The sequence below is a fragment of the Paraburkholderia edwinii genome (genome assembly GCF_019428685.1).
Classification (GTDB): Bacteria; Pseudomonadota; Gammaproteobacteria; order Burkholderiales; family Burkholderiaceae; genus Paraburkholderia; species Paraburkholderia edwinii.
Window position 1 is genome coordinate 3,217,759 of sequence record NZ_CP080095.1, and the last position, 26,073, is coordinate 3,243,831.

18 protein-coding genes are annotated in these 26,073 nt (G+C 61.4%); 10 read left to right on the forward strand and 8 right to left on the reverse strand.

The window, feature by feature from the left end; genetic code table 11:
* The first annotated feature begins 149 nt into the window (after positions 1–149).
* Complete coding sequence (locus tag KZJ38_RS14235; protein ID WP_219796551.1) at positions 150–956, forward strand: IclR family transcriptional regulator; 807 nt, start codon at positions 150–152, stop codon at positions 954–956.
* A 175-nt stretch (positions 957–1,131) separates the two neighbouring features.
* On the opposite strand, the gene pbpG is transcribed toward KZJ38_RS14235, so the two are convergent.
* Positions 1,132–2,322: a D-alanyl-D-alanine endopeptidase gene (gene pbpG, locus KZJ38_RS14240; protein ID WP_219796553.1), complete on the reverse strand. Its 1,191-nt coding sequence runs from the start codon at positions 2,320–2,322 to the stop codon at positions 1,132–1,134.
* 801 nt (positions 2,323–3,123) lie between these two features.
* On the opposite strand from pbpG, the gene KZJ38_RS14245 reads away from it, so the two are divergent.
* On the forward strand, positions 3,124–3,711 hold the full coding sequence (locus tag KZJ38_RS14245; RefSeq protein WP_219796555.1) for a phasin family protein: 588 nt from the start codon (positions 3,124–3,126) through the stop codon (positions 3,709–3,711).
* Between the two features lie 513 nt (positions 3,712–4,224).
* On the opposite strand, the gene lpdA is transcribed toward KZJ38_RS14245, so the two are convergent.
* The 3 genes from lpdA to aceE all read right to left on the reverse strand — a co-directional run bounded on the left by lpdA (position 4,225) and on the right by aceE (position 10,730).
* Positions 4,225–6,042, reverse strand: coding sequence for a dihydrolipoyl dehydrogenase (gene lpdA, locus KZJ38_RS14250; protein WP_219796557.1), 1,818 nt, complete (start codon positions 6,040–6,042; stop codon positions 4,225–4,227).
* 218 nt (positions 6,043–6,260) lie between these two features.
* Complete coding sequence (aceF, locus tag KZJ38_RS14255) at positions 6,261–7,949, reverse strand: dihydrolipoyllysine-residue acetyltransferase (protein ID WP_219796559.1); 1,689 nt, start codon at positions 7,947–7,949, stop codon at positions 6,261–6,263.
* Between the two features lie 81 nt (positions 7,950–8,030).
* On the reverse strand, positions 8,031–10,730 hold the full coding sequence (gene aceE, locus KZJ38_RS14260) for a pyruvate dehydrogenase (acetyl-transferring), homodimeric type (RefSeq protein ID WP_219796561.1): 2,700 nt from the start codon (positions 10,728–10,730) through the stop codon (positions 8,031–8,033).
* 275 nt (positions 10,731–11,005) lie between these two features.
* Here aceE and fixL point away from each other — a divergent pair, with 275 nt between their 5' ends.
* The 6 genes from fixL (at position 11,006) to KZJ38_RS14290 (ending at position 20,705) form a co-directional block, all read left to right on the forward strand.
* Positions 11,006–13,522, forward strand: coding sequence for an oxygen sensor histidine kinase FixL (gene fixL / locus KZJ38_RS14265; protein WP_219796563.1), 2,517 nt, complete (start codon positions 11,006–11,008; stop codon positions 13,520–13,522).
* A complete protein-coding gene (fixJ, locus tag KZJ38_RS14270) occupies positions 13,519–14,163 on the forward strand; it encodes an oxygen response regulator transcription factor FixJ (protein WP_219796565.1) in 645 nt (214 codons plus the stop codon). The genes fixL and fixJ overlap by 4 nt, the downstream gene beginning before the upstream one ends.
* Positions 14,164–14,595: 432 nt before the next feature.
* Positions 14,596–15,993 carry a DUF3300 domain-containing protein gene (locus tag KZJ38_RS14275; protein ID WP_219796566.1) on the forward strand — a complete coding sequence of 466 codons (1,398 nt, stop codon included), beginning with the start codon at positions 14,596–14,598 and terminating at the stop codon, positions 15,991–15,993.
* Positions 15,994–16,014: 21 nt separating this feature from the next.
* Positions 16,015–16,986, forward strand: a complete 972-nt coding sequence (locus tag KZJ38_RS14280) for a DUF2950 domain-containing protein (protein WP_219796568.1) — start codon at positions 16,015–16,017, stop codon at positions 16,984–16,986.
* Positions 16,987–17,359: 373 nt separating this feature from the next.
* Positions 17,360–18,217: a bifunctional methylenetetrahydrofolate dehydrogenase/methenyltetrahydrofolate cyclohydrolase FolD gene (gene folD / locus KZJ38_RS14285; RefSeq protein ID WP_219796570.1), complete on the forward strand. Its 858-nt coding sequence runs from the start codon at positions 17,360–17,362 to the stop codon at positions 18,215–18,217.
* Between the two features lie 382 nt (positions 18,218–18,599).
* Positions 18,600–20,705, forward strand: a complete 2,106-nt coding sequence (locus tag KZJ38_RS14290; RefSeq protein ID WP_219796572.1) for a M3 family metallopeptidase — start codon at positions 18,600–18,602, stop codon at positions 20,703–20,705.
* A gap of 150 nt (positions 20,706–20,855) precedes the next feature.
* Here the strand turns inward: KZJ38_RS14290 and dinB are convergent, their stop codons facing one another.
* The gene (gene dinB, locus KZJ38_RS14295; protein ID WP_219796577.1) at positions 20,856–22,079 is read right to left on the reverse strand and encodes a DNA polymerase IV; all 1,224 of its coding nucleotides are present in this window, start codon (positions 22,077–22,079) and stop codon (positions 20,856–20,858) included.
* Between the two features lie 144 nt (positions 22,080–22,223).
* On the opposite strand from dinB, the gene KZJ38_RS14300 reads away from it, so the two are divergent.
* Both KZJ38_RS14300 and KZJ38_RS14305 read left to right on the forward strand, forming a co-directional pair.
* Positions 22,224–22,922, forward strand: coding sequence for an aspartate/glutamate racemase family protein (locus tag KZJ38_RS14300; protein ID WP_219796579.1), 699 nt, complete (start codon positions 22,224–22,226; stop codon positions 22,920–22,922).
* Positions 22,923–23,073: 151 nt separating this feature from the next.
* On the forward strand, positions 23,074–23,445 hold the full coding sequence (locus tag KZJ38_RS14305) for a hypothetical protein (RefSeq protein WP_219796581.1): 372 nt from the start codon (positions 23,074–23,076) through the stop codon (positions 23,443–23,445).
* Positions 23,446–23,510: 65 nt separating this feature from the next.
* Here the strand turns inward: KZJ38_RS14305 and KZJ38_RS14310 are convergent, their stop codons facing one another.
* The 3 genes from KZJ38_RS14310 to KZJ38_RS14320 all read right to left on the reverse strand — a co-directional run bounded on the left by KZJ38_RS14310 (position 23,511) and on the right by KZJ38_RS14320 (position 25,978).
* The gene (locus tag KZJ38_RS14310; RefSeq protein ID WP_219796582.1) at positions 23,511–23,999 is read right to left on the reverse strand and encodes a hypothetical protein; all 489 of its coding nucleotides are present in this window, start codon (positions 23,997–23,999) and stop codon (positions 23,511–23,513) included.
* A gap of 12 nt (positions 24,000–24,011) precedes the next feature.
* A complete protein-coding gene (locus tag KZJ38_RS14315; RefSeq protein WP_219796584.1) occupies positions 24,012–25,049 on the reverse strand; it encodes a hypothetical protein in 1,038 nt (345 codons plus the stop codon).
* A 290-nt stretch (positions 25,050–25,339) separates the two neighbouring features.
* Positions 25,340–25,978: a LysE family translocator gene (locus tag KZJ38_RS14320; protein WP_219796586.1), complete on the reverse strand. Its 639-nt coding sequence runs from the start codon at positions 25,976–25,978 to the stop codon at positions 25,340–25,342.
* Between the last annotated feature and the right edge of the window lie 95 nt (positions 25,979–26,073).

Consider the following 26,073-nt stretch of genomic DNA (forward strand, 5'->3'; position numbering starts at 1 on the left):
TCCGACGTTTCCCGAACGATACCAACGCGTGGCGCCCCTGGTCTTCGCAAAAAACCGATCCGCGCAAAACCGCGGACGGCGTTCGCTTTTTTCACGATACGAGATACAATCGGTTTTCCGTCGTGTGACGTGTCATCGATTTGTCCCCCATGAGCGATACGAACCCGGATCCCAAAACCTCGATCCAGGTGATCGAGCGCATGATGCGCCTGCTGGACGCGCTCGCTGCGCACAGCGACCCGGTCAGCCTGAAAGAACTCGCGCAACGCACCGAGTTGCACCCGTCGACTGCGCACCGCATTCTCAACGATATGGTGACGTGCCGGCTCGTCGACCGTTCCGATCCCGGCACCTACCGGCTCGGCATGCGGCTGCTCGAGCTCGGTAACCTGGTAAAGGCGCGATTGTCGGTGCGCGACGCGGCGCTGATGCCGATGCGCGAACTGCATCGGCTGACGGGCCAGACGGTCAATCTGTCGGTACGCCAGGGCGATGAGATCGTTTATATCGAGCGCGCCTATTCGGAGCGCTCGGGCATGCAGGTGGTCCGCGCCATTGGTGGCCGCGCGCCGTTGCATCTCACGTCGGTCGGCAAGCTGTTTCTGGCCGCGGACGAAGCGGCGCGCGTGCGTGCCTACGCCACGCGCACCGGGCTATCGGGGCATACGCAAAACAGCATCACCGATCTCGCGAAGCTCGAACGCGAACTCACGCATGTGCGTCAGCAGTCCTGCGCGCGTGATAACGAAGAGCTCGAGCTCGGCGTGCGCTGCATCGCGGCCGGCATTTATGACGACACAAACCGGCTGGTTGCCGGGCTGTCGCTGTCGGCGCCGGCGGACCGGCTGCAGGATTCGTGGTTGAATCAGCTCAGCAAGACCGCGCTCGTGATTTCCGAGTCGCTCGGCTATCACCCGGAAGCGGCACAGCCCGACGCGACCGCGCATTCGGCGTGAGAGGCGTCCAGGCGCATGAGCGTCCGAGCGCCTGAACGCCCGAACGTTTGAGGGCCGCGCCGCGGCTGGACGCACAGCGAAATCGCGCCGCTGCAGTACTGCTCGCAGCCGTATCGACATAAAAAAACCCCGCAGAAATCCCGCGGGGTTTTCCATTTGTTGGCTGCGCGTTCGATCAGGTCCCTGCGCCGTTTGCATCCGCGCTCGTCACGCGCTGCTCGCCGCCGTTGTCGATCCACGTGCGCAGACGCGTCGCATCGGCAAAGCGCGAATACTTGCCGGCCGAGTCGAGCAACACCATGATCATCGGGCGATTGTCGATGGTTGCCTGCATCACGAGGCACTCGCCTGCTTCGTTGATAAAGCCGGTCTTCTGCAGACCGATATCCCACGACGGATTACGCACCAGCGCATTCGTGCTGTTATACGCGAGCGTACGCTTGCCCGTGTACACCTCGTAGCTGCGGTCGGTGGAGAAGCGGCGGATCATCGGATACTGATACGCGGCGTTGACCATCTTCACGAGATCGCGCGCCGTCGACACGTTCTGGCTCGTGAGCCCGGTCGGATTCTCGAAGTGCGTATCGACCATGCCGAGCTGCTTCGCTTTCGCATTCATCGCTGCCATGAACGCCGGGCGGCCGCCCGGGTAATAGCGCGACAACGCGGCAGCGGCGCGGTTTTCCGACGCCATCAGCGCGATATGCAGCATATCTTCACGCGACAGCACGGAACCCACCGACAGACGCGAGCCCGTGTTCTTTTCGTAGTCGCGATCTTCGTCGGTGACTTCGATCTGCTCGGTCATCGGCTCTTTCGAATCGAGCACGACCATCGCGGTCATCAGCTTCGTGATCGATGCGATCGGCACGACCGCGCGCGAGTTCTTGTCGAAGACCGGTTCGGACGTGTTCTGATCGACCACGTACGCGACCGTCGAGCGCAGCGCGACGCCTTCAGGCGATTCATGCAGACCGAACGCCTGGCCCGCCGTCGGCGAGCGCGGCTCGAAGGCGACGCGGCGGACCACCGTGTGGTGACGCCCGTTCATCGTGTAGCTCACGCGCTTTTTCTTCGAGACGGCGCGCGGCGCGTCGTCATCGTCGTCGCGCTTTGCGGCGGCGACTTTCGCGCCCTTTGCCGACGCGCGGCTCGAAACCTTCGCGGCCGGCTCAGCGGCCTTCTTCGATTTCTTCGTCGCCTTGGTGGACTTCTCGGACTTCGCCGACGTGGCGGTCGAGGCGGCAAAGACATCGACCGGCATTGCGGATGCCGCTGCGATGACCATCGAGGCGGCCACCGACAACGCAGTGCTGAGCGCCGCGCCGTGCATCACTTTCAGTGACGAAAACATGTCGGTTTTCATTGGTGTTCTGGGGGTAAGGCGGCAAGGAATTGTCCGCCAGTGTAGTGAATCAACGAAAAATTAGCAAATTTAAGCACTTATCGACACTCTTTAAACTGAGTTGTAAGCCTCGATTGCCAAAAAACAATGACCGGCGCGACTTTCATCGAAAAGATCAATCAACCAAACAAACCGGTGGCGCCGTCACATGCCGGAAACGATTTCCACGCATAACGGCAGATTCACACACGACTTGATCAGGGGAAGTACGGTCGCGCACTCAACAAGTCGAGTACTTCAGACGAAGCGCTCGTGTGTTTCGTAGGCGGCGCGCGGACGCCATATCAGCCTGTCAAGCCACCACTCTTCAGCAACCACTACAGACCGGCGCATCGCGCATTCGACCGGGATGGAGATTTAACGTTCCGCCACAGTTTTGGTTTACGCCGCGATTCTACCGCGACCTCCGAAGGTTGTTAGGTAACTCACGAAACAGGGCATCGTTGCGTCAATCTTCACAGGAATCCGCACTGTCGCGGTGCAATGACTCAATGAGCATGCGAATTTGCAACTCGGCAAACGCTTCATAACGTATTGTTTTCTCGATAAATTGTCAGCATTGTGCGATGCACAAAAAATACTTGACAAGGATAGGCACTGTCCTAAAATGGAACCCATTGTTGCGACGCACAATCACCATCTCCTTGATCAGTGCGGCGTAACGCTTCGATCGGCCTCATTGTTTTGCGGCAGGTTCCGATCCAGAAATCATTAACCCAACTCGGTCCGCGCCAGACGGACCGGTACTTCAGGAGCGTAAACATGACTCTGCTGACCCCTGAGCAATTCGCTGCAGCCCAGAAAGCCAACCTCGAAACCCTCTTCGGTCTCACGAACAAGGCATTTGAAGGCGTGGAGAAGCTGGTCGAACTGAACCTGCAAGTCGTCAAGTCGACGCTCGCGGAAAATCAGGAAAACGCACAGCGCGCACTGTCGGTGAAGGACGCGCAAGAACTGCTCGCGCTGCAAGCGAGCCTCACGCAGCCGGTCGCCGAGAAGGTTCTGTCGTACGGCCGTCACCTGTATGAAATCGCGTCGGCTACGCAGGCTGAATTCGCCCGCGTCGCGGAAGCGCAATACGAAGAGCAGAACCGCAAGGTGCAAGCGCTCGTCGACAACGTCGCGAAGAATGCGCCGGCCGGTTCGGAAACCGCTGTCGCCGTGATCAAGTCGGCGATCACCGCTGCGAACACGACGTACGAGACGGTTCACAAGGCCACCAAGCAAGCCGTCGAAATCGCTGAGAGCAACTTCAACGCGGCTGCTACCGCTGCGTCGAAGGCCGCTTCGCAAGCCGCCGCGCAAGTGTCGCGTCAGGCTTCGGCGACGAAGAAGGCAACCGCTGCTTAAGTTGCTTCATAAGTTGCTTCATAAGTCGTTGCACAAACGCACCGCGAGCAATACTGCTGCGCCTTATCAGTCTTCGGGCGCAGCAGGCTTCAATAGATTCAGAATCGGTTTCAACGCATCGGGCTTCGAATGACGCGCCGGCTGAACAAGGTTCAGCAACACGAAAACAGTCCGGCCGGCGCCGCCGTGAGTCAATGAAGATTCTCTGACTGACAGCAAGCATCAGCGCCGCGCAGACTCCGCTGTCGCGGCGAGACGCTCCGATACGTGAAACAGCGTATCGTTACCCCCGGCTACGGCCGGGATTTTTTTGCCTTCTGTCTCGCGTTTTTCGCAGCCGTGAATGCAAATTACGGCGGCAAAAAATGACGGCGCGCCCTGCTTTCGCAGGTGCGCGCCGTTTGGTTTGTGCTTCACGGTTCGTGCTTCAAAATTCTGACTTCACAGCGTGTTGCACGGCAGGTCTACATCGCCCACGCGCGGACCAGCCGCCACGCGAGCCGACTTCCACCCTTACTTCTTGCGCTGCGGCGGCAAATCCGTGCAGACGCCTTCGTACAGTTCAGCCGCCATGCCGACAGACTCGCCCAGCGTCGGGTGCGGGTGAATCGTCTTGCCGATATCGGTTGCGTCCGCACCCATCTCGACGGCGAGGCACACTTCGCTGATCAGATCGCCCGCATTCAGACCGACGATGCCGCCGCCGATCACGCGATGCGTTTCCTCATCGAAGATCAGCTTCGTGAAGCCTTCGTCGCGGCCATTGGCAATCGCGCGGCCCGACGCGGCCCACGGGAACACCGCCTTGCCGTACTTGATGCCTTCGGCCTTGCACTGGTCTTCGGTCTTGCCGGCCCATGCGACTTCCGGGTCCGTATAAGCCACCGACGGAATCTGCAGCGCGTCGAAGTAGGCCTTTTCGCCGTGCGCGGCTTCAGCCGCCACGTGGCCTTCATGCACCGCCTTGTGCGCGAGCATCGGCTGACCGACGATATCGCCGATCGCATAGATATGCGGCACATTCGTGCGCATCTGCTTGTCGACTTCGATAAAGCCGCGATCCGTTACCGCAACGCCAGCCTTGTCAGCGCCGATCTTCTTGCCGTTCGGGCTGCGGCCGACCGCGACGAGCACGAGGTCGTAACGCTGCGGCTCGGCCGGCGCCTTCTCGCCTTCGAACGTCACGTAGATGCCGTCCTGCTTCGCTTCGGCGGCCGTGGTTTTCGTCTTCAGCATGACGTTCGCGAAACGCTTGCTGTTGAACTTCTCCCACACCTTCACGAGATCGCGGTCCGCGCCCGTCATGAGACCGTCGAGCATTTCGACGACGTCGATCTGCGCGCCGAGCGTCGAATACACGGTCGCCATTTCGAGGCCGATAATGCCGCCGCCGATCACGAGCATGCGCTGCGGAATCTGACGCAATTCGAGCGCGCCCGTCGAATCGATGACACGCGGGTCTTCGGGAATGAACGGCAGCTTCACAGCTTCCGAACCGGCCGCGATGATCGCGTTCTTGAACTTGACGACCTTCTTGCCGCCTTCGGTCTGCACTTCCATATGATGCGGGTCGACGAATGCGCCGACGCCCGTCACCACTTCGACCTTGCGCGCCTTCGCCATGCCGGCGAGGCCGCCGGTCAGCTTCTTGACGACGCCCGACTTGAAATCGCGCAGCTTGTCGAGATCGACTTGCGGCTTCGCAAACGTAATGCCGTGCGCGCCAAGCGCCGCGGCTTCGTCGATCACGAGCGCGGTATGCAAGAGCGCCTTCGACGGAATGCAGCCGACGTTCAGACACACGCCGCCGAGCGTCGCATAACGCTCGACGAGTACCGTCTTCATGCCGAGATCGGCCGCGCGGAACGCAGCCGAGTAACCGCCGGGGCCCGAGCCGAGCACGACCATGTCGCATTCGATATCGGCGGTGCCGGAGAAACTGCCCGCTTGCGGTGCAGCCGCCGCCTGCTTCGGCGCCGCTTGTGCAGCCGATTGCGCGGCGGCCGGTTGCGCCGCAGCCGCAGCAGCGGGCGCCGCCGCTTCCGCCGGCTTCTGCGCGGCCTTCTTCTCTTCCTTCGCCGGCGCAGCTTCGCCCGACGTTTCCACGGTCGCGATCACAGTGCCTTCCGACACCTTGTCGCCGGCCTTCACGCGCACTTCCTTGACGGTGCCCGCGGTGTCGCTCGGCACTTCGATCGATGCCTTGTCGGACTCGAGCGTCATCAGCGCCTGTTCTTTTTCGATGACGTCGCCCGGCTTGATATTGACTTCAATGACATCGACGTCCTTGAAATCGCCGATGTCCGGCACCTTAACTTCGACGAGACTCATAAGTGTCCCCTTCTCTTGTTGCCGTGTTGATGAGGGATTGCGGTGCGGCCATTGAACCGGAGGCGATCAGGCAACGATCAGTCCACTATCACGCAGCGAAAAAAACAGGCGCCGCTCCTGCGTTGGAACGACGCTCGTCAACCTGCGTGGCGCACAAGCCAGGTTCAACGGCGCCGGCGCGAACTCGATAAATAAGCTCACGCCGCGCACCGCAAAAATCAAAGAATGACCCGCCGGAAGTCGCCGAGGATCGAACTCAGATACGCGTTAAAGCGCGCCGCTTCCGCGCCGTCGATGACCCGGTGATCGTACGACAGCGACAACGGCAGCGTGAGGCGCGGCACGAACTGCTTGCCGTCCCACACCGGCTTCATGAAGCTGCGCGACAAACCGAGAATCGCGACTTCGGGTGCGTTGATAATCGGCGTGAAATGCGTGCCGCCGATGCCGCCCAGCGACGAAATCGAGAACGAACCGCCTTGCATCTGCTCGGGCTTCAGCTTTCCGTCGCGCGCGAGCTTCGACAGTTCCGTCATTTCCTTCGCGATATCGACGAGACCCTTCTTGTCCGCATCGCGAATCACCGGCACGACGAGACCGTTCGGCGTATCGGCCGCGAAGCCGATATGGAAATACTGCTTGTAGACGAGATTGTCGCCGTCCAGGCTCGTATTGAAGGTCGGGAATTTCTTCAGTGCCGCGACGACTGCCTTGATCACGAACGCGAGCATCGTGAACTTCACGCCCGCCTTTTCGTTTTCCTTGTTCAGTTGCACGCGCAACGCTTCGAGCTCCGTAATATCCGCTTCGTCGTTGTTCGTGACGTGCGGAATCATCACCCAATTGCGATGCAGGTTCGCGCCCGATATCTTCTTGATGCGCGAGAGCGGCTTCGGGTCGATCGGACCGAACTTCGTGAAATCGATCTTCGGCCACGGCAGCAGATTCAGTTCGCCGCCGCCGGCCGGCGCGCCCGCGGCAGCAGCCGGAGCCGCGCGCTGGCCCGTCATCACGCCCTTGACGAACTGCGTCACGTCATCTTGCGTGATACGGCCTTTCGGGCCCGAGCCCTGCACACGCGCCACATCGACGCCAAGTTCGCGCGCGAACTTGCGCACCGACGGCGACGCGTGACTCGGGCGATACGCACCGCCTTCGCCGGCCGGGATCACCGGCGCCTGCGCAAGCGCAGACGGCTGCGCGGCAGCGGGTGCCGCCGCCGGCTTTTGCGGCGCATCGGACGGCGCTTCCGCCGGCTTCTGCGCGGCTGCGGCGGCAGGCGCAGCCGCCGGTGCCGCCCCAGCGCCCGCGCCTTCGATCAATACGATCACCGTGCCTTCGGACACGTTGTCGCCTACCTTGACCTTGATTTCCTTGACCACGCCGGCGGCCGGGCTCGGCACATCCATCGTCGCCTTGTCCGATTCGAGCGTGATCAGCGACTGTTCCTTCTCGACGCGGTCGCCGACCTTCACGGCGATCTCGATAACCGGCACGTCCTTGTAGTCGCCGATATCGGGCACCTTCACTTCCTGCACGGCGCCACCGCCCGCAGCAGCAGCGGCAGGAGCCGCGGCGGGTGCGGGTGCGGCGGCCGGAGCAGCAGCGGGTGCAGCGGCACCGTTACCCTGCGAAGCAGCCGGCTTCGACGGCGCGGCGCCCGCGCCTTCACCGTCGACGATGACGATCACCGTGCCTTCCGACACGTTATCGCCCACCTTGACCTTGACTTCCTGGACGACGCCGGACACCGAACTCGGCACGTCCATCGTCGCCTTGTCGGATTCCAGCGTCACCAGTGACTGCTCTTTCTCGACGGTATCACCCGCCTTCACCAGCACCTCGATTACAGGAATGTCCTTGTAATCGCCGATGTCCGGCACCTTGACTTCGATCGCTTGGCTCATTTGTTTTGTGTCTCCAGGGCCGAGCGCACCCCGCCCGACATCGAAAGCGGAGTGCGCACGACGTCGCCGGAAGGCGACGAGTTAGACGGTCATCGGGTTGGGTTTGGACGGGTCGAGGTTGTACTTCTTCAGCGCGTCGGCCACGACCTTGCGCTCAATCGTACCCTCATCGGCAAGCGCATTCAGCGCTGCCACGGTGACCCAGTAGCGGTCGACTTCGAAGAAGTGACGCAGCTGTTCGCGCGTATCCGAACGGCCGAAACCGTCGGTGCCGAGCACGACGAAGCGCTGCGGCACGAACGCGCGGATCTGCTCGGTCAGCGCGCGAACATAGTCGGTCGACGCGATCACCGGGCCCTTCGCACCCTTGAGCAGCTTCTCGACGTGCGAGAGCTTCTTTTCTTCAGTCGGATGCAGCAGGTTCCAGCGCTGCACTTCATGGCCTTCGCGCGCGAGTTCGGTGAAGCTCGGCACGCTCCAGAGGTCCGCAGCGACGCCCCAGTCGTTCTTCAGCAGGTCGGCAGCGGCGATCACTTCGTTGAAGATCGTGCCCGCGCCCATCAGTTGCACGCGCGGCGCCTTTGCATCGCCCTCGGCCTTGCGGAACGCGTACATGCCCTTGATGATGTCCGCCGCCACGCCGTCACCCTGCGGAATCGCCGGATGCTCGTAGTTTTCGTTCATCACCGTCAGGTAATAGAACACGTCCTCCTGCTCCTGCACCATCCGGCGCAGGCCGTCCTGAATGATCACCGCGAGCTCGTAGCCGAAGGTCGGGTCGTAGTTGATGCAGTTCGGAATCGACGACGCCCACAGCAGCGAGTGGCCGTCTTCATGCTGCAGACCTTCGCCGTTCAGCGTCGTGCGGCCCGCCGTGCCGCCGAGCAGGAAGCCGCGCGAGCGCATGTCGCCGGCCGCCCACGCGAGGTCGCCGACGCGCTGGAAGCCGAACATCGAGTAGTAGATGTAGAACGGGATCATGATCTCGTTGTGCGTCGAGTACGACGTCGCCGCCGCGATCCAGTCCGACATGCCGCCTGCTTCGTTGATCCCTTCCTGCAGGATCTGGCCGGTTTCCGACTCCTTGTAGAACATCAGCTGGTCGGAATCTTCCGGCACATACTTCTGGCCGTCCTGATTCCAGATGCCGATCTGGCGGAACAGACCTTCCATGCCGAAGGTGCGCGACTCATCAGGCACGATCGGCACCACACGCTTGCCGAGCGCCTTGTCCTTCAACAGGATGTTCAGGATCCGCACGAACGCCATCGTCGTCGAGATTTCGCGGCCTTCGCCGGTGCCCTTCAGCAGCGGCTCGAACACGGCGAGTTCCGGCACCGGCAGCGATTCCGCCTTCTGGCGGCGCGCCGGCAGATAACCGCCGAGTTCCTGGCGGCGGGCACGCATGTACTCGAGTTCCTTCGAGCCTTCCTCGAACTTCAGATAGGGGATGTGCGCAATCTCTTCGTCGGCGATCGGCAGACGGAACTGGTCGCGGAACGCCTTCAGCGCTTCCACCTGCATCTTCTTCTGCTGGTGCGTGATGTTCATCGCCTGGCCGGCTTCGCCCATCCCGTAGCCCTTGATCGTCTTCGCGAGGATCACGGTCGGCTGGTTCTTCGCCTCGGTTGCCGCCTTGTATGCCGCGAAGATCTTGTGCGGGTCGTGGCCGCCGCGGTTCAGATTCCAGATGTCGTCGTCGGACCAGTCCGCGACCAGCGCCTTCAGTTCCGGCGTATTGAAGAAGTGCTCGCGCACGAAGGCGCCCGACTCCGACTTGTACGTCTGATATTCGCCGTCGACGACTTCCATCATGCGGCGCATCAGCGCGCCCGACTTGTCGCGCGCGAAGAGCGCATCCCAGCGGCTGCCCCAGACGACCTTGATCACGTTCCAGCCGGCGCCACGGAATTCGCTTTCGAGTTCCTGGATGATTTTGCCGTTGCCGCGCACCGGACCATCGAGGCGCTGCAGGTTGCAGTTGATCACGAACACGAGGTTGTCCAGACGCTCGCGGCCGGCCATGCCGATCGCGCCGAGCGATTCCGGTTCATCGGTTTCGCCGTCGCCGAGGAAGGCCCAGACCTTGCGGCCTTCAGTCTTCGCGATACCGCGCGCCTGCAGGTACTTCATGAAGCGCGCCTGATAGATGGCCATGATCGGGCCGAGGCCCATCGACACGGTCGGGAACTGCCAGAAGTCCGGCATCAGCCACGGGTGCGGATATGACGAGATGCCCTGGCCGCCGACTTCCTGGCGGAAATTGTCGACCTGCTGGTCCGATAGGCGGCCGAGCAGGAACGCGCGCGAGTAGACGCCCGGCGACGAGTGACCTTGCACGAACACGAGGTCGCCGCCGTGATCGGCGGAAGGCGCATGCCAGAAATGGTTGAAGCCGACGTCGTACAGCGTGGCCGCCGAGGCGAATGAAGCGATATGGCCGCCGACGTTGGTGTCCTTGCCCGCGCGCAGCACCATTGCCATGGCGTTCCAGCGCGTGTACGAGCGGATACGGTGTTCGACATCCTGGTCGCCGGGAATTTTGGCCTGATTGGCGACCGGAATCGTGTTGATGTAGGGGGTATTGGCGGAGAACGGCAGATGTTCGCCATGCACACGCGCGAATTCGATCTGCTTTTCGATCAGGTAGTGAGCACGGTTCGGGCCCACAGCAGAAATCACGCCATCCAGCGCTTCGAGCCATTCAGCCGTTTCTTGCGGATCGCTGTCGTCTTTCGAATCAGCGACATACTTCAGTACTTCGTCGGGTACAGCGGACATGCTCGTCTCCTGGATATAGAGGAACGCTCGTGAGTGGACGACGCGGACGAGACACGGCCGCGGCAGTTTCGGCCGATTTTAATGATGCCCACGAGGTCCACGCAACAAAAATTTTCGAATTGCGAGATGCTTTCTCATAATGCGGAAAATTGTTGCGGCGCACCCTGGTTTGACTGCCCATCTGCTGGTACGTCGAGTAGTTTGCTCCTGTTAATGTGACTTTCGCCGCTTTTCTGCGCGATTTCGCACGGACCTGCTGCGCTACAATGCGGTCCATGTTGACCGATCGGCTTTTCGCACGTTCGGCGCGGCCGTCCGGTTCGCCGGCGGATACGTCGCCGTCCCGCTGGCACCACGGACCGTGGTGGTCGAATTCCTATTTGCTGACGCCACTGCTGTCGATCCTGGTGTTCCTCGTCGTAATGAGCCTCATCTTGTGGAGTCTCAACCGGCGCGAGCAGCAGCAGCAGGAAGACACGCTGTATCGCAATGTCGCGTGGGCGCAGCAGCAGATCCGGCTTTCCATGACAGGCGCGCAGGAACAGATTCAGGCGTTGTCGCGCGATCTCGTCACTGGGCGCGCGGACCCGCATTCCTTCCAGGTTTCCACCGCCGACATCATGCAGGGGCATCCCGAGATCCTCTACATGAACTGGTACACGTCCGAGCTGCAGCCGCGCTGGCCGAACACACCGCTGCCGGTGCTGGGCCAGCGCCTCGCCAAACCGAACGACCAGCAGATGGACGAGGCCGTCAAAGCCGCGTTCAACGAAGCGCGCACGACGCGCAGGCAGGTCTATTCGCCGCTCCTCTACGACGATCTCGGCAACGGCTACATCACACTGCAAACGCCGGTTTATCGCGACCGCGAGTTTCTCGGCAGCATCGCCGCGGTGTTCTCGGTCGAAGGCATGTTGAAGCGCGACATTCCGCCCGAGCTGTCCGCGAAGTACAAGATCTCGATCATCGATATCAACAACCGCGAGCTCGCCACCACGTCGACGCGCCCTCGCCTGCCGCGCGACGCGTACTACGATCTGCCGCTCGACCCGCCGGGCCAGGGCATTTCGGTACGCGTCTACGCCTACCCGCAGATGACGAACTTCACGAACAACACGCTCGTGTGGCTCGTCGCGGGTCTGTCGTGCTTCGTGCTGTGGAGCCTGTGGAGTTTGTGGAAACACACGCGGCAGCGCTTCGAGGCGCAACAGGCGCTCTATGCCGAAGCGTTCTTCCGGCGCGCGATGGAAAACTCGGTGCTGATCGGCATGCGCGTGCTCGATATGCACGGCCGCATCACGCACGTGAACCCGGCGTTTTGCCGCATGACGGGCTGGGACGAAATCGACCTCGTCGGCAAGACCGCGCCGTTCCCGTACTGGCCGCGCGATTCGTATCCGGAGATGCAGCGCCAGCTCGACATGACCTTGCGCGGCAAGGCGCCGTCGTCGGGTTTCGAATTGCGCGTGCGGCGTAAAGACGGGTCGCTGTTTCACGCACGGCTGTATGTATCGCCGCTGATCGATAGCTCCGGGCGTCAGACCGGCTGGATGTCGTCGATGACCGACATCACCGAACCGAAGCGCGCGCGCGAGGAACTCGCTGCCGCGCACGAACGGTTCACCACGGTGCTCGAAAGCCTCGACGCCGCGGTGTCCGTGCTCGCCGCCGACGAAGCCGAACTGCTGTTCGCGAACCGCTACTACCGGCACCTGTTCGGCATCCGCCCGGACGGCCATCTGGAACTGGCGGGCGGCGGCGGCTTCGACAGCTCGCAGGCGTCGTCCGATTCGATCGACATGGTCGACACGTATGCGGGGCTGCCCGCCGCCGCGCTGACCGAAAGCACGGCCGATGCGCAGGAAGTGTATGTGCAAGGCATACAGAAGTGGTTCGAAGTGCGGCGCCAGTACATTCAGTGGGTCGACGGCCATCTTGCGCAGATGCAGATCGCAACCGACATCACCACCCGCAAGCAGGCGCAGGAACTCGCGCGCCAGCAGGACGAGAAACTGCAGTTCACGAGCCGCCTGATGACGATGGGCGAAATGGCGTCGTCGCTGGCGCACGAACTCAACCAGCCGCTCGCCGCGATCAACAACTATTGCTCTGGCGCGGTTGCGCTGGTTAAATCTGGGCGGACAACTCCCGACAATCTGCTGCCGGTGCTGGAAAAGACCGCACAGCAGGCGGTACGGGCCGGCATGATCATCAGGCGGATCCGTGAATTCGTGAAACGCAGCGAACCGAAACGCCAGGCAACCCGCGTCGCCGATATCGTCGCCGATGCGGTCGGGCTGGCCGAACTCGAGGCCCGCAAGCGCCGCATTCGCATCGTCACCGATATCCGCTCGCGGCTGCCCGTCATCTACGTCGATCCGGTGCTGATCGAGCAGGTGCTCGTGAACCTGCTGAAGAACGGCGCCGAAGCGATGCACGATGCGCGGCCCGATGCGGTCGATCCGGTGATTCGCGTGATCGCGCGGCTCGAGGCGGGCAATGTATGCATCAGCGTCGTCGACCAGGGTCCCGGTGTCGACGAAGCGACCGCCGAGCATCTGTTTGAACCGTTTTACAGCACGAAGTCGGACGGCATGGGCATGGGCCTCAATATCTGCCGGTCGATTATCGAGTCTCACCGCGGCCGCCTGTGGGTGGTGAACAACGTCGAAGCGGACGGCCACATCACCGGTGCCACTTTCCACTGCAGTCTGCCCATCGGCGAACCCGACGGCCCGAGCAACGGCGGGCACGAGGCGCCGACACCACAAACCGTTACGGGAGAGCTATGAACACCCCAGTCACCACACAGGAAACCGTGTTTGTCGTCGACGACGACGAGGCGGTGCGAGACTCGCTGCGCTGGCTGCTGGAAGCGAACGGTTATCGCGTTCAGTGCTTTTCGAGCGCCGAGCAGTTTATCGAGGCGTGGCAGCCGCATCAGCATCCGGGGCAGATCGCGTGTCTGATCCTCGACGTGCGCATGTCGGGCATGAGCGGACTTGAATTGCAGGAGCGGCTGATCGCGGACAACACCTTGCTGCCGATCATCTTCGTGACGGGTCACGGCGACGTGCCGATGGCCGTCTCGACGATGAAAAAAGGCGCGTTGGATTTCATCGAGAAGCCGTTCGACGAAGCGGAACTGCGCAAGCTCGTCGAGCGCATGCTCGACAAGGCGCGCAGCGAAAGCACCAGCGTGCAGCAGCAGCGCGCCGCAGCCGAACGTCTCGGCAAGCTCACCGCGCGCGAGCATCAGGTGCTCGAGCGGATTATCGCGGGGCGCCTCAACAAGCAGATCGCCGACGATCTCGGCATCAGCATCAAGACCGTCGAAGCGCACCGGGCGAACATCATGGAAAAGCTCAATGTGAATACGGTCGCTGACCTACTGCGCCTCGCGCTGTCGAACAAGCCGCAGCAGGCGCAGTAACGCCGGCGCCTGAGCGCTAGTTTTTCCTCATTTCTGCGCTGTAACGAAGCGGGCCACAGGCCCGCTTTTCTTTTGCCTCTTCCTTTTCCCTTCTCTCTTGCACTCTTCTTTTTTTCGCTCGCGCCAATTCATTAGCTATCCAAACATACTGCGCATCGCGTCGACACCTTGCTTAACAAATGCGCGATAGATATGAGCAGCGCAGGCGAACGTTTTGGCATATCAGGAGTGGAACGTAAAACTTGGTGCCGTATTCATTGACAGTGCTGCCTTTGGCCCCTAATTTTAAATATTCCCTCATCTTCAGGAATGCCTCATGATTGACCGGCATCATGCCGCAGCACTTCGCTCTGCCGTACCCTGTTCAATTACGCAGCGTCGCCTTCTGCTTCAACGTCCGCTTCTTCGTGACCACGCAAGGAGGACATGAACATGAAACGTTCTGGAACACGTCAACGTGAGCTGCTGATGTGCGCGGCGCTCGCCGGCGCACCACTCTTAACCGGCATCGCCGGCATGACAATGCCCACTACCGCGCTTGCGCAGAACGCGGCAAAAGTCTCGAGCCAGCAACTCGATTCGCTGACCGCACCGATCGCGCTTTACCCCGATGCATTGCTCGCGCAGGTGCTGATGGCCGCGACCTTCCCGCAGCAGGTTGAGGACGCCGCGCAATGGTCGAAGTCCAATCCGCAACAACACGGCGACGACGCCGTCAAGGCAGTCGCATCGGAACCGTGGGACCCGAGCGTGCAGTCGCTCGTCGCGTTCCCTCAGGTGCTCGCAACGATGGCGTCCAAACCCGACTGGGTCACGCAACTGGGCAACGCGTTTCTCGCACAGCCGAACGATGTGATGGATTCGGTGCAGCGCTTGCGCAAACAGGCACAGCAAGCGGGCAATCTGAAAACGACCGAGCAGCAGAAGGTGATCGTCGAGCAGAGCACCATTCAGATCGTGCCGGCCAATCCGCAAGTGGTCTACGTGCCCACGTATAACCCGACCGTCGTATACGGCGCATGGCCCTACCCTGCCTATCCGCCTGTGTATATGCCGCCACCGCCTGGCTATGCGATCGCTACCGGCTTCGCGACGGGCCTTGCCTTCGGCGCCGGCGTCGCGGTCGCGAACTCGCTGTGGGGCGGGTTCAACTGGAACAACCATGACGTGAATATCAACGTCAATCGCTACAACAACATCAACGTCAACAACCGGATCAGCACCAACACATCGACAGCGAACTGGAATCGCAACGAGAGCATCAATCGCACGAACGCGAATTTCAACCGCAACACGAATCTCAACAGCGCAAACATCAACCGAGCGAACGTCAACAACGCGAATCTGTCGGCGCAGCGCGATGCCTATCGCGGACGCGATGCATCGCGCCAGCAAGCCGAGCAGGCCTTGCAGAACCGCACGGGACAAAACCTGAGCGGATCGGCAAGCCAGCGGGTCAACAACATCCGCAGCGGCGGCGAGAACACCGGCAACATTCGCAACAGCGCGCAGAACGTGAATCGCGACAACGCGCTGCGCGGCGCCGGCGACGCGGGCACCGCGCGCTCCGACATGCAACGCGGGCAAGCCAGCCGCGATTCGCTCGCGAATAACAGCGGCGGGCGCATGGGCGCGGGCGGCGCGGGCCAGCAGGCCAACGCGAATCGTCTCGGCGCCGACGGCGGCGGCGAACGCAGCTTCCAGGGCGGTGGCGCACAACGCGGCGGCGCCGGAGGGGGCGGGTTTCAGGGTGGTGGTGGATTTCAAGGTGGCGGAAGGCAAGGCGGTTTCGGAGGCGGCGGTGGAGGCCACTTCGGCCGCGGCCGCTGATCATTCGACATGGAGCCCAATATGACCCGTTATCCCGCATCGCGCCCGCAACGCGCATCGAGCGTCGCGCACAGCGCGACATCACACCGTCACGCCGCTGGACATTTCGCGCGCGGCGCGGCCGCTACGCTGATCACCGCGGCCGCTTTGCTGTGCCTCTCGCCTGCCGCGCGTGCACAGGCCGTTTATCCGACCGCCGAGGCAGCCGCCGAAGCCTTCGCTAACGCGCTCGCCATCAATGATCAAACAGCGATGAAGCACGTGCTCGGCAGCAACTTTCCGCGCTTCATTCCGACCACCGAAATCGGCGAAGACGATATCTACGCGTTTCTCGGCCAGTGGGCGAAAGGCCACAAGATCATCGAAGGTCCTGCCTCGCGCAATGGCCGCCCGAGCGCGCATGTCGAAGTCGGCGACAGCGGCTGGACGCTGCCGATTCCTCTAGAGAAGGTCGCGGGCGGCTGGCGTTTCAATACGCCCGCCGCAACCGACGAAATGCTGACCCGCCGGATTGGCCGCGACGAGCGCTCGGCGATTTTGACGTCGCTCGCCTACGTCGATGCGCAGAACGACTACCGCAATCTCACGCAACACTACGCGCAGAAGTTCATCAGCTCGCCGCGTCAGCATGACGGGCTGTACTGGGACACGACGCCGGGCGAAACGGAAAGCCCGCTGGGCCCGCTCGCCGCTACGATGCAGCGGCATATCGCACCGGGCGAGGCATATCACGGCTATCACTTCCGCATTCTCACGGCGCAAGGCACGCATGCGAACGGCGGCGCGCAAAGCTATCTGCAGGACGGCGTGCTGAAGAACGGCTTCGCGCTCGTCGCATGGCCGGCTGAATACGGCAAGACCGGCGTGATGAGCTTTATCGTCAATCAGGATGGGCGGGTGTATCAGAAGGATCTGGGGCCGCGCACGGCAAGTGCGGTCGATGCGATCCGCTCGTACGATCCCGATTCGTCATGGCAGCCGGCGCAGCCTTGACCGCGCGCCGGCGTTGAGTGGCGCCTTGAACGCCGCCCACCGGGCGGCGCAAAGCAGCGACGGTATAATGGTGCAGTGAAATCGCGGCGCAGTTTCTGCGCCGCGTGCGTTTTTCGTGCGACTGTTTCGGCGCGCTTTGAAGATGCTGTAAGCGATGCCGCCGGCACCAGGTTCATGCGTTCGTTGTCGCGTCGACGATGTGACGACGTAACGACCGGACGCGGCGGCGGCAACGCGCTACGCGCCGCACGCTGACGACGCGATGCGCACTTGCGCAACCGCGCCGCGCGCACCGTGCTCGCAGCCGCGAGCGCTCTGCCGAGTCGACCCATCAGCCGCACCCGCTTTGCAAACTGCCCACTCCCAACCGACCATGACAGCCACTCTGATCGACGGCACCGCCCTTTCGAAGACTTTGCGCGCCGATGTCGCGTCGCGCGCCGCCGCGCTGACCGCGCGAGGCCATCAACCGGGCCTCGCGGTCGTACTCGTCGGCGACAATCCGGCGAGCGAGGTCTATGTTCGCAACAAGGTGAAGGCCTGCGACGACAACGGCTTTCACTCGTCGTACGACCGCTATCCGTCGACGATGTCCGAAGCCGACCTGCTTGCGCGCATCGACGAACTGAACCGCGACCCGAAGATTTACGGCATTCTCGTGCAACTGCCGCTGCCGTCGCATATCGACAGCCACAAGGTGATCGAAGCGATCGCACCGGAAAAGGACGTCGACGGTTTTCACGTCGCGAATGCGGGCGCGCTGATGACGGGCAAGCCGCTCTTCAGGCCGTGCACACCGTACGGCATCATGAAAATGTTCGACGCGTACGGCATTTCGCTGAAGGGCGCGAATGCGGTCGTGATCGGGCGCTCGAATATCGTCGGCAAGCCGATGGCGCTGCTGCTGCTCGACGCCGGCGCGACCGTGACGATCTGCCACAGCAAGACGCGCGATATCGGCGCCCATACGCGTGAAGCCGACGTCGTAGTTGTCGCAACCGGTATCCGCAATATTCTGACGGCTGACATGGTGAAGCCGGGCGCAGCCGTGATCGACGTCGGCATGAATCGTGATGATGCGGGCAAGCTATGCGGCGATGTGGACTTCGCGAGCGTCAAGGAAGTGGCCGGCTACCTTACGCCGGTGCCGGGCGGCGTCGGGCCGATGACGATCACGATGCTGCTGGTCAATACGATCGAAGCGGCCGAGCGCGCGGCGGGCAAGCAGTAACGCGAGCAAGGGTGTTGCGCGGTGAGGCGCATCGGGTGCGGCGTCTGGTACCGCGTCTCGTGCGGCGTCGGACGCGGCGTCGGCCCGGCTGCGCCGCGCACGCGGCCAGCATGCCTCCAATCACCGCAACACCGTGCAGCACCGCACGTAGCGTCGCGACCGCGCCGTCACGTTGCGGCGCAAATATGCGTATCCTTGGGTTTGGTCCGGCGGCAGCGCGGTTCTCTTCCCGCTCTTTCGGATCTTTCTGCTGTTTGTCCGGCAGCTGCGGACTGGAAACGGCAGGCGTCGCCCCCATAGTCGAATAACGGGGCGCGACTGCGCCCTGCAAGCGTCAACGTTTGAGTCTATTCAACACATCACGCGACAGACAGGAAGCACCATGTCCACTACCCAATCGACCTCCGACAATCCGCTCCTCGATTTCACCGATCTGCCGCGTTTCGGCGAGATCCGCCCTGAACATGTGACGCCTGCGCTCGACGTGCTGCTTGCCAACGCAACGGCCGCCGTCGATCGCGCGAGCGAACCTGCGACACCGGCGTCGTGGGCCGACATCGTCGAAACAGTCGAACGCGCGACCGAGCCGCTGTCGCGCGCATGGGGTGTGATCGGCCATCTGAACGCGGTTGCGGATACGCCGGAACTGCGCGCGGTGTACGGCGAAAACCTGCCGCGCGTGACCGAATTCTGGTCGAGTGTCGGGCAAAACCTTGCGCTGTACGAGAAGTACAAGGCGATTGCCGCGAGCGGCGACTACGCGACGCTGACCGGCGAGCGCAAGAAGATTCTCGACAACGCGCTGCGCGATTTCCGTCTGTCGGGCGCCGAGTTGCCCGAAGACCAGAAGCCGCGTTTCGCGGAATTGCAGGAGCGGCAAGCGGGTTTGTCGAAGGCGTTTTCCGACCATGTGCTCGACGCCACGAACGCGTACGCCTACATCACCGAAGCACAGGAAGAACTCGCGGGCCTGCCCGAAGATGTGATCGCCGCGGCACGCGAGGCTGCTGAACGCGACGGCAAGCCCGGCTGGAAATTTACGCTGCACTTCCCGTCGTACTTCCCGGTCATGCAATATGCGGAGCACCGGCCGATGCGCGAAGCGATGTACCGCGCGTATGTGACGCGCGCGTCGGAGCTCGGGCCGCAGTACGGCAAGGGCAATCCGGACTGGGACAACACCGCCAACGTCGCCGAGCACCTGAAGCTGCGCGCCGAAGAAGCGAAGATGCTCGGCTACCGCAACTTCGCGGAAGTGTCGCTTGCGCCGAAAATGGCCGAATCGCCGGCTCAGGTCATGGCCTTCCTCGAAGACCTCGCGACGCGCGCGCGGCCGCATGCAGAGCAGGACTGGAAAGAGCTGCGCGACTTCGCCGCCGGCGAACTCGGCCTCGCCGATATGCAACCGTGGGACATGGCTTTCGCATCCGAACGCCTGCGTCAGAAGCGCTACTCGTTCTCGGAAAACGAGGTCAAGCAATACTTCCCCGAAGACGCCGTGCTCAAGGGCCTGTTTAAGGTCACCGAAACGCTGTTTGGCGTGCGCATCCGGCGCGATGAAGCGGCCGCGTGGCATTCCGACGTGCGCTTCTTCCGTGTCGAAAATTCGGATGGCGGGCTCGTCGCGCAGTTCTATCTCGACCTGTATGCGCGCGAAGGCAAGCGCGGCGGCGCATGGATGGACGATGCGCGTACGCGCCGCAAACCGGTGCGTGGCCCTGTGCAAACGCCGGTCGCCTACCTCACCTGCAATTTCTCGGCGCCCATCGGCGGCAAACCCGCCTGCTTCACGCACGACGAAGTCATCACGCTGTTCCATGAATTCGGCCACGGTCTGCATCACATGTTGACGCGCGTCGACGAACTCGGCGTGTCGGGCATCAACGGCGTCGAGTGGGATGCAGTCGAACTGCCGTCGCAGTTTATGGAAAACTTCTGCTGGGAATGGGACGTGCTGAGCGATATGACGTCGCATGTCGATACCGCTGCTTCGCTGCCGCGCGACCTGTTCGACAAGATGCTCGCCGCGAAGAATTTCCAGAGCGGCCTTGGCACGCTGCGGCAGATCGTGTTCTCGATGTTCGACATGAAGCTGCACGTGGACTTCGATCCGGCCGGTTCGGCGAGCGCGAACGATCTCGCGCGCGCGATCAACGAACAGTTCCATGTGATTCCGCAGGCGTCGTTCTCGCGGTGGCCGAATACGTTCAGCCATATCTTCGCGGGCGGTTACGCAGCCGGGTACTACAGCTACAAGTGGGCTGAAGTGTTGTCGGCCGATGCGTATGCGGCATTCGAAGAAGCGGCACAGGCGACAGACGGCAGCGTGCTCGATGCCGATACCGGTACGCGCTATCGCCGCGAGATTCTCGAAGTGGGCGGCAGCCGGCCCGCGATGGAATCGTTCAAGGCGTTCCGCGGACGCGAGCCGAATATCGACGCGCTGTTGCGTCATAACGGCATGACGGAGCAGCCCGCGGCGCATTGAGTCTGCGCATGCAGGATTGTTGAGTAGTAGAAATCGGGGCATTGCGGTGGTCGGCAATGCCCCGGTTTTTTATGTGCGTCCGCGTCTGCGTTCTACGTTATCGATTCACGCCCGACTCCGCTCCACCGCGTGCGTCGCATTTCGACAGAATCAATCCTGACCAGAATCGGGATGGATATCGGCTTCGAGCGTCTCATCGGCCGGCTGATCGTAACCGTTCATGTCTTCGATGTCGCCCACGGTTTCGTAATCGAACAGATCGAACTGGCCATGCTTCGCGAGGCTCTCTTCCTCAAGGCGAACGCCAACACCAAGCAGGCGCACAGACTTGCTGCGCCGCGCGAAGCCTTTTTCGAGCAAGGCGAGCAACGTCGGCAGATGCGTGACATTGCCGACGCACTCGACAGTCGTGCGCTGGAAATCCGCAAAGCGGATTTTCACGAACAGCTTGCGCACCGCCGCGGCCGCGCCGGCTCGCTCAATGCGCGCATCGAGTTGCCCGGCCAGCTCGCGCAGTTCGTTCGCGCATTCGTCGAGCGTATGCAAGTCGGTCACATACGTGGTTTCGACGCTGATCGACTTGCGTTCCTGATGCGCGTGCACCGGGCGCTCGTCGATGCCGCGCGACAGTTCATACAGACGCTTGCCGAACACGCCGAAATGCCGATGCAAATCGACGAGCGGCCATTCGCGCAACTGCGCGCACGTGGTGAGGCCGAACTTTTCGAGCTTGGCGGCCGTGACCTTGCCGACGCCGAAGATCTTGCGCACCGGCAACGCGGCGACGAACGCATCGACTTCCGATGGGCGCACGACATATAAGCCATCGGGCTTATTCCAGTCCGATGCGATCTTCGCGACGAACTTGTTCGGCGCAACGCCCGCCGACACGGTCACGCCGACCGTCTCGCGCACGCGTTCGCGGATTTCCTCGGCCATCAGCGTCGCACTGCCCTTGCACCGATCGGTGTGCGTGACGTCGAGATACGCTTCGTCAAGCGACAGCGGTTCGACGTCGGCCGTGTAGTCGCGATAGATCGCCATGATCTGCCGCGATGCGATGCGGTACTTCTCCATTGCCGTCGGCAGGATCAGCAGCTCCGGACACTTGCGCAACGCGAGCGCCGACGACATGGCCGAGTGCACACCGAAACGCCGCGCCTCGTAGTTGCACGTTGCGACGACGCCGCGCTGTTCGGGTCGGCCGCCTACCGCGATCGGGCGGCCGCGTAACGATGGATCGTCCCGCATTTCGACCGACGCGTAAAAGCAGTCGCAGTCGCAATGAATGATCTTGCGGACAGACGACACGGGCGACGCAGACGGCAGCGGAGCATCGGGCGGATTCAAAGTGTTGACACTGTACAAAAACACAGTAGTTTAAGCAAGCGATGCGCAGCGAATTTTCCGCCCGGCGTACCGGCGGAAAGCGACCCATCCGTACTGCTGCGATCGCATTGCCGCAGCCTATACTCGCCGCTGATCATCACAACAACGCGCAATCGCGCACAAAAGACGATGAAAACTATTGGCGTGATCGGGGGCATGAGCTGGGAGTCATCGACCGAGTACTACCGGCTGTTGAACCGCCACGCGAAAGCGCGGCTCGGCGGCCACCACAACGCACGCAGCCTGATGCTGACCGTCGATTTCGCTTCGATCGAGGCCGATCAGCGCGCGGGCGCCTGGGACCGGCTCGGCGATCAGATGGCCGATGCCGCGCAACGCCTTGAGCGCGGCGGCGCCGACATCGTGATACTGGCGACGAATACGATGCACCGCGTGTACGAGTCCGTCGAGTCCGCAATCGAGGTGCCCTTCCTGCATATCGCCGATCCGACGGGCGCGGCGCTGCGCGCGGCGGGCATCGAACGCGTCGGCCTGCTCGGCACGCGATACACGATGGAGCAGCCGTTCTACGCGGGGCGGCTGCGCGAGCGGTTCGGCCTCGACACGCTCATTCCCGACGACGATGGACGGCGCGACGTGCATCGAATCATTTACGACGAACTGTGCCACGGCGTGATCGATGCGCAATCGCGCAAGGTCTATCAGCAAGCGATCGACGAGATGGCGTCTCGCGGCGCGCAAGCCGTGATTCTCGGATGCACGGAGATCACGCTGCTGATCAAACAGGAAGACACTTCGCTACCCGTCTTCGATACAACCGCACTGCATGCGCAAGCGGCCGTGGATTGGGCAATACAAAACCGATAGATTCACCGGCGGTTAGGGCTCCATTTTTGCATCGGCTGGTTGATAAGGATCACGTATCGATGCGATATACTGCGTCGGCATGTCGAAGCATGCGCCCTACGCTTATCTAAAGCAGGTAAGCGACTGTATTCCGCCCAAGGAGAATCAGACGATGACGACCGACACATCGCCGCAGGCCGCCACACAAACGCAGCAGGATACCCGCGTTGTGCTTCTCGAGCGTATCGTCGATAGCGCGCTCATTGCCGGACATCGGCATGTCGAGCAATTTACGCGGCTCGCCGCATTGGCTCGCGCAATCGCGAACGAACATATCTCGTCTGAAGACCGAATGACGCTTATCAGAGTAATGGAGAATATCGCCCATCATGCTGAACTCGACGCGACGCTTGATGTGGAATTTTTCGGAGGTGTCCGTGCGGGCCAGGTGATTGGACGGATGGTTCGGATGGCGGCCAAGAAAGACACGGTACAGAATGCTTGCGCGGCTAACGGCGCGGATGCGGGTGTTACGAAGCACTAGGAAGCACTAGGAAGCACTAGGAAGCACCAGGAAGCCTTAGGAACGTCTCGATTTCCCGACCATTCCTAATGTTCTGCGCTACCGTCGCCGGTCGACGCGTTGACATCATCATTGGTTTTCGGGCGTGAAACTGCAGGTGTGGCCATCGTGGCGGACACGATCGCTACACCGAGTGCCGCGAAAAGTCCGAGATAAATAGCCCACAATGCCACCCATACGGCCATTTGAGCGCCGCCTTCGGGAAACCAGATCAGCCCTATGCCGTGACGCAAAGTCAGGCACGATACGATCAGGATTACGAAGACAAAGAAAAACGCGATTCCAATCTTTTGCTGTCTCGCTCTCGAACATGTACTAAGCGCGGCAAACGACGTAAGACAAACCAGCGGCCCGATAATCGACGCGACGATATTCAACGCGGGCTGAAAGAAGTTGCTGACCAGCCCGATGTTCGTCAATTTCTCTTGCCACGGTCCGATAACAGTCGCGAACGACGCGAGACCCCATGCTTGCCATTTGGCGAAGAAATCCTGAGACGTTGGTAGTTGGGCCATGATCTGTCCGTGTCAGTCAGATGATGCCGTCGACATTGCCAATGGCTTATCCGTTGAGATTGGCTCGACGGAATAGTAGCGAATGTCCACGCTAGCCAGAACGGCATCGGAGCCGATCGCCACGATCTCGAGCGTCGAAGTCGAGTGTGTCAAGGTCGATGCCGGGCTCTTTTGCAAGTCTTCCAGACCCTCGAAGCTTTGCGACTTCCCAGGCCAGTTTCTCAATGGCATTGCCTCGGAAGTGTGAAATACCATGCGATGCAATTCAGGATCGCGTATTCGCATTGCAAAGTACATGGATTGCTTGTCGGCAGAAATCTTGCCGAACTGGTAATCGCAGGCGTTCCGTACCGCGATCAAGGCTCCGCTTTGCGCGTCGAATTTCGGAACCGACGAAAACTTCATCGCGAAACCAATCAGAAACTCAGCGTTGTTCTCGACCGACCGCATGATATCTTCGCTTGTCAAATACGTCGGGTCTTTCGATGCCGCATGCGCGACGCGCTCGAGATTCGGCAGAAAAGCCGCCACTTCCGTTTCCAGTTCATCGTTCGAGGACAATGCATGCGGAGCATCTGCAGATGTTGAAGCGACACCGCCTGCGTTCGGCTGCGCGGCATCCGCGGACAGCATTCCCTGCGAATTGAAGACTGTTTGAACGTCGACCTTGTCGGGGACTGCCCCATACCAGAGCGGCACCGCGCGGTGAATCGGACTGCCTTCAGCGGACGTGAAATACGAGTACGCGACCTGATCCGGCGGAATGAACGTGCTCAGTCCGACTTCGCTCCAGTTGATGAACAGCGCACGCTGTGGCGTATTGTTGCGGACGCAATGGCAATACGACCTACCGTGGTCATTCTCAGGATGAGTCCAAGACCACGATTGATATTCGAAGACGTATCCGCCTGAACTGTGTCCACCGCCGGTCAACGGATTGGGACACACGTCCCGCCCGTCCGCCATCGTCGGCGGAAATGCGATTGCAGCGACAAAAAGAACCCATGCCTGAATGCACGCCTTTGTGGCCCGGCCAATTCTGATGCTCATGGCGGTCCCCTCACAGTGCTTACTTCGTGTCGCTTATCGTCGATTGATTCGACTCGATAAGTTGCTTAGTTATACAACATGATTTTCACAATAGCGGCATCCGCAGTGAAACGGCATTGTGGATCTGCGCTTATCGAAAAGGACCATTCCGATGCGTTTAAAGAAAACCCGCAGTGAATGCGAATGATCAGATTAGTTGATTATGCAATCAGCATTTTCGTTTTTTGCGCGCATTCGATGCGCAAAACCATTCAGCGGCATCGCAAGCCGTTTTGCATTTGCAAAGAGATTCACATCGGCGTAGCCCAATGCCACGCATCGATACCCATCTTCACACCGAGCACCAACAGCATCAGCCCCATGACCCAACGCTGCACAAGCAGCCAGCGCGGACGGCTCGCGATCAATCCCGCGACGCTGCCCGACGACACGGCAACCAATGCATTAACCGAAGCAAACGCGATGATGAGCGAACCGCCAAGCGTCAGCGACTGCCGCAGCACACTGCCTGTCTGGTAATCGATAAATTGCGGCAGCAACGACAGAAAAATCAGAGCGAGCTTCGGATTCAACAGACTCGTGGCCGCGCCCATTGCAAACAGACGGTGCGGTCCTTCAATCTGAACCGCCGCGATCTGCAATGGCGAACGGCCACCGGGCTTAAGCGCCTGCCAGGCGAGATAAAGCAGATAAAGCGCACCGCAAGCGGCAAGCACACGACACGCACCGGGAATCGCAACAAAAAGCGCCGTGATCCCGAATGCCGCGCCGAACATATAGCACAGGTAGCCGAGCATGACGCCGCCAAGCGATATCAGCCCTGCCCTCGGACCTTGCCCAACCGAGCGCGACATCACATAGACCATATTGGGGCCGGGCGTCACGGCCAGCATGCCGCCTACGGTCAAGAACTCGGTCATCGTTCCCATTTGATTCTCCACCCTGCCATCGAACCCGATGCCAGTATCCGGCCGACCGGCAGACAAGTAAAACGGATTAAACTGAGTGTATTAATCAGATTTTC

Bases quoted from the DNA above. Each gene is read 5' to 3' on its own strand.
- KZJ38_RS14235 (WP_219796551.1), top strand. From the start codon at position 150: ATGAGCGATACGAACCCGGATCCCAAAACCTCGATCCAGGTGATCGAG.
- pbpG (WP_219796553.1), bottom strand. From the start codon at position 2,322: ATGAAAACCGACATGTTTTCGTCACTGAAAGTGATGCACGGCGCGGCG.
- KZJ38_RS14245 (WP_219796555.1), top strand. From the start codon at position 3,124: ATGACTCTGCTGACCCCTGAGCAATTCGCTGCAGCCCAGAAAGCCAAC.
- lpdA (WP_219796557.1), bottom strand. From the start codon at position 6,042: ATGAGTCTCGTCGAAGTTAAGGTGCCGGACATCGGCGATTTCAAGGAC.
- aceF (WP_219796559.1), bottom strand. From the start codon at position 7,949: ATGAGCCAAGCGATCGAAGTCAAGGTGCCGGACATCGGCGATTACAAG.
- aceE (WP_219796561.1), bottom strand. From the start codon at position 10,730: ATGTCCGCTGTACCCGACGAAGTACTGAAGTATGTCGCTGATTCGAAA.
- fixL (WP_219796563.1), top strand. From the start codon at position 11,006: ATGTTGACCGATCGGCTTTTCGCACGTTCGGCGCGGCCGTCCGGTTCG.
- fixJ (WP_219796565.1), top strand. From the start codon at position 13,519: ATGAACACCCCAGTCACCACACAGGAAACCGTGTTTGTCGTCGACGAC.
- KZJ38_RS14275 (WP_219796566.1), top strand. From the start codon at position 14,596: ATGAAACGTTCTGGAACACGTCAACGTGAGCTGCTGATGTGCGCGGCG.
- KZJ38_RS14280 (WP_219796568.1), top strand. From the start codon at position 16,015: ATGACCCGTTATCCCGCATCGCGCCCGCAACGCGCATCGAGCGTCGCG.
- folD (WP_219796570.1), top strand. From the start codon at position 17,360: ATGACAGCCACTCTGATCGACGGCACCGCCCTTTCGAAGACTTTGCGC.
- KZJ38_RS14290 (WP_219796572.1), top strand. From the start codon at position 18,600: ATGTCCACTACCCAATCGACCTCCGACAATCCGCTCCTCGATTTCACC.
- KZJ38_RS14300 (WP_219796579.1), top strand. From the start codon at position 22,224: ATGAAAACTATTGGCGTGATCGGGGGCATGAGCTGGGAGTCATCGACC.
- KZJ38_RS14305 (WP_219796581.1), top strand. From the start codon at position 23,074: ATGACGACCGACACATCGCCGCAGGCCGCCACACAAACGCAGCAGGAT.
- KZJ38_RS14310 (WP_219796582.1), bottom strand. From the start codon at position 23,999: ATGGCCCAACTACCAACGTCTCAGGATTTCTTCGCCAAATGGCAAGCA.
- KZJ38_RS14315 (WP_219796584.1), bottom strand. From the start codon at position 25,049: ATGAGCATCAGAATTGGCCGGGCCACAAAGGCGTGCATTCAGGCATGG.
- KZJ38_RS14320 (WP_219796586.1), bottom strand. From the start codon at position 25,978: ATGGGAACGATGACCGAGTTCTTGACCGTAGGCGGCATGCTGGCCGTG.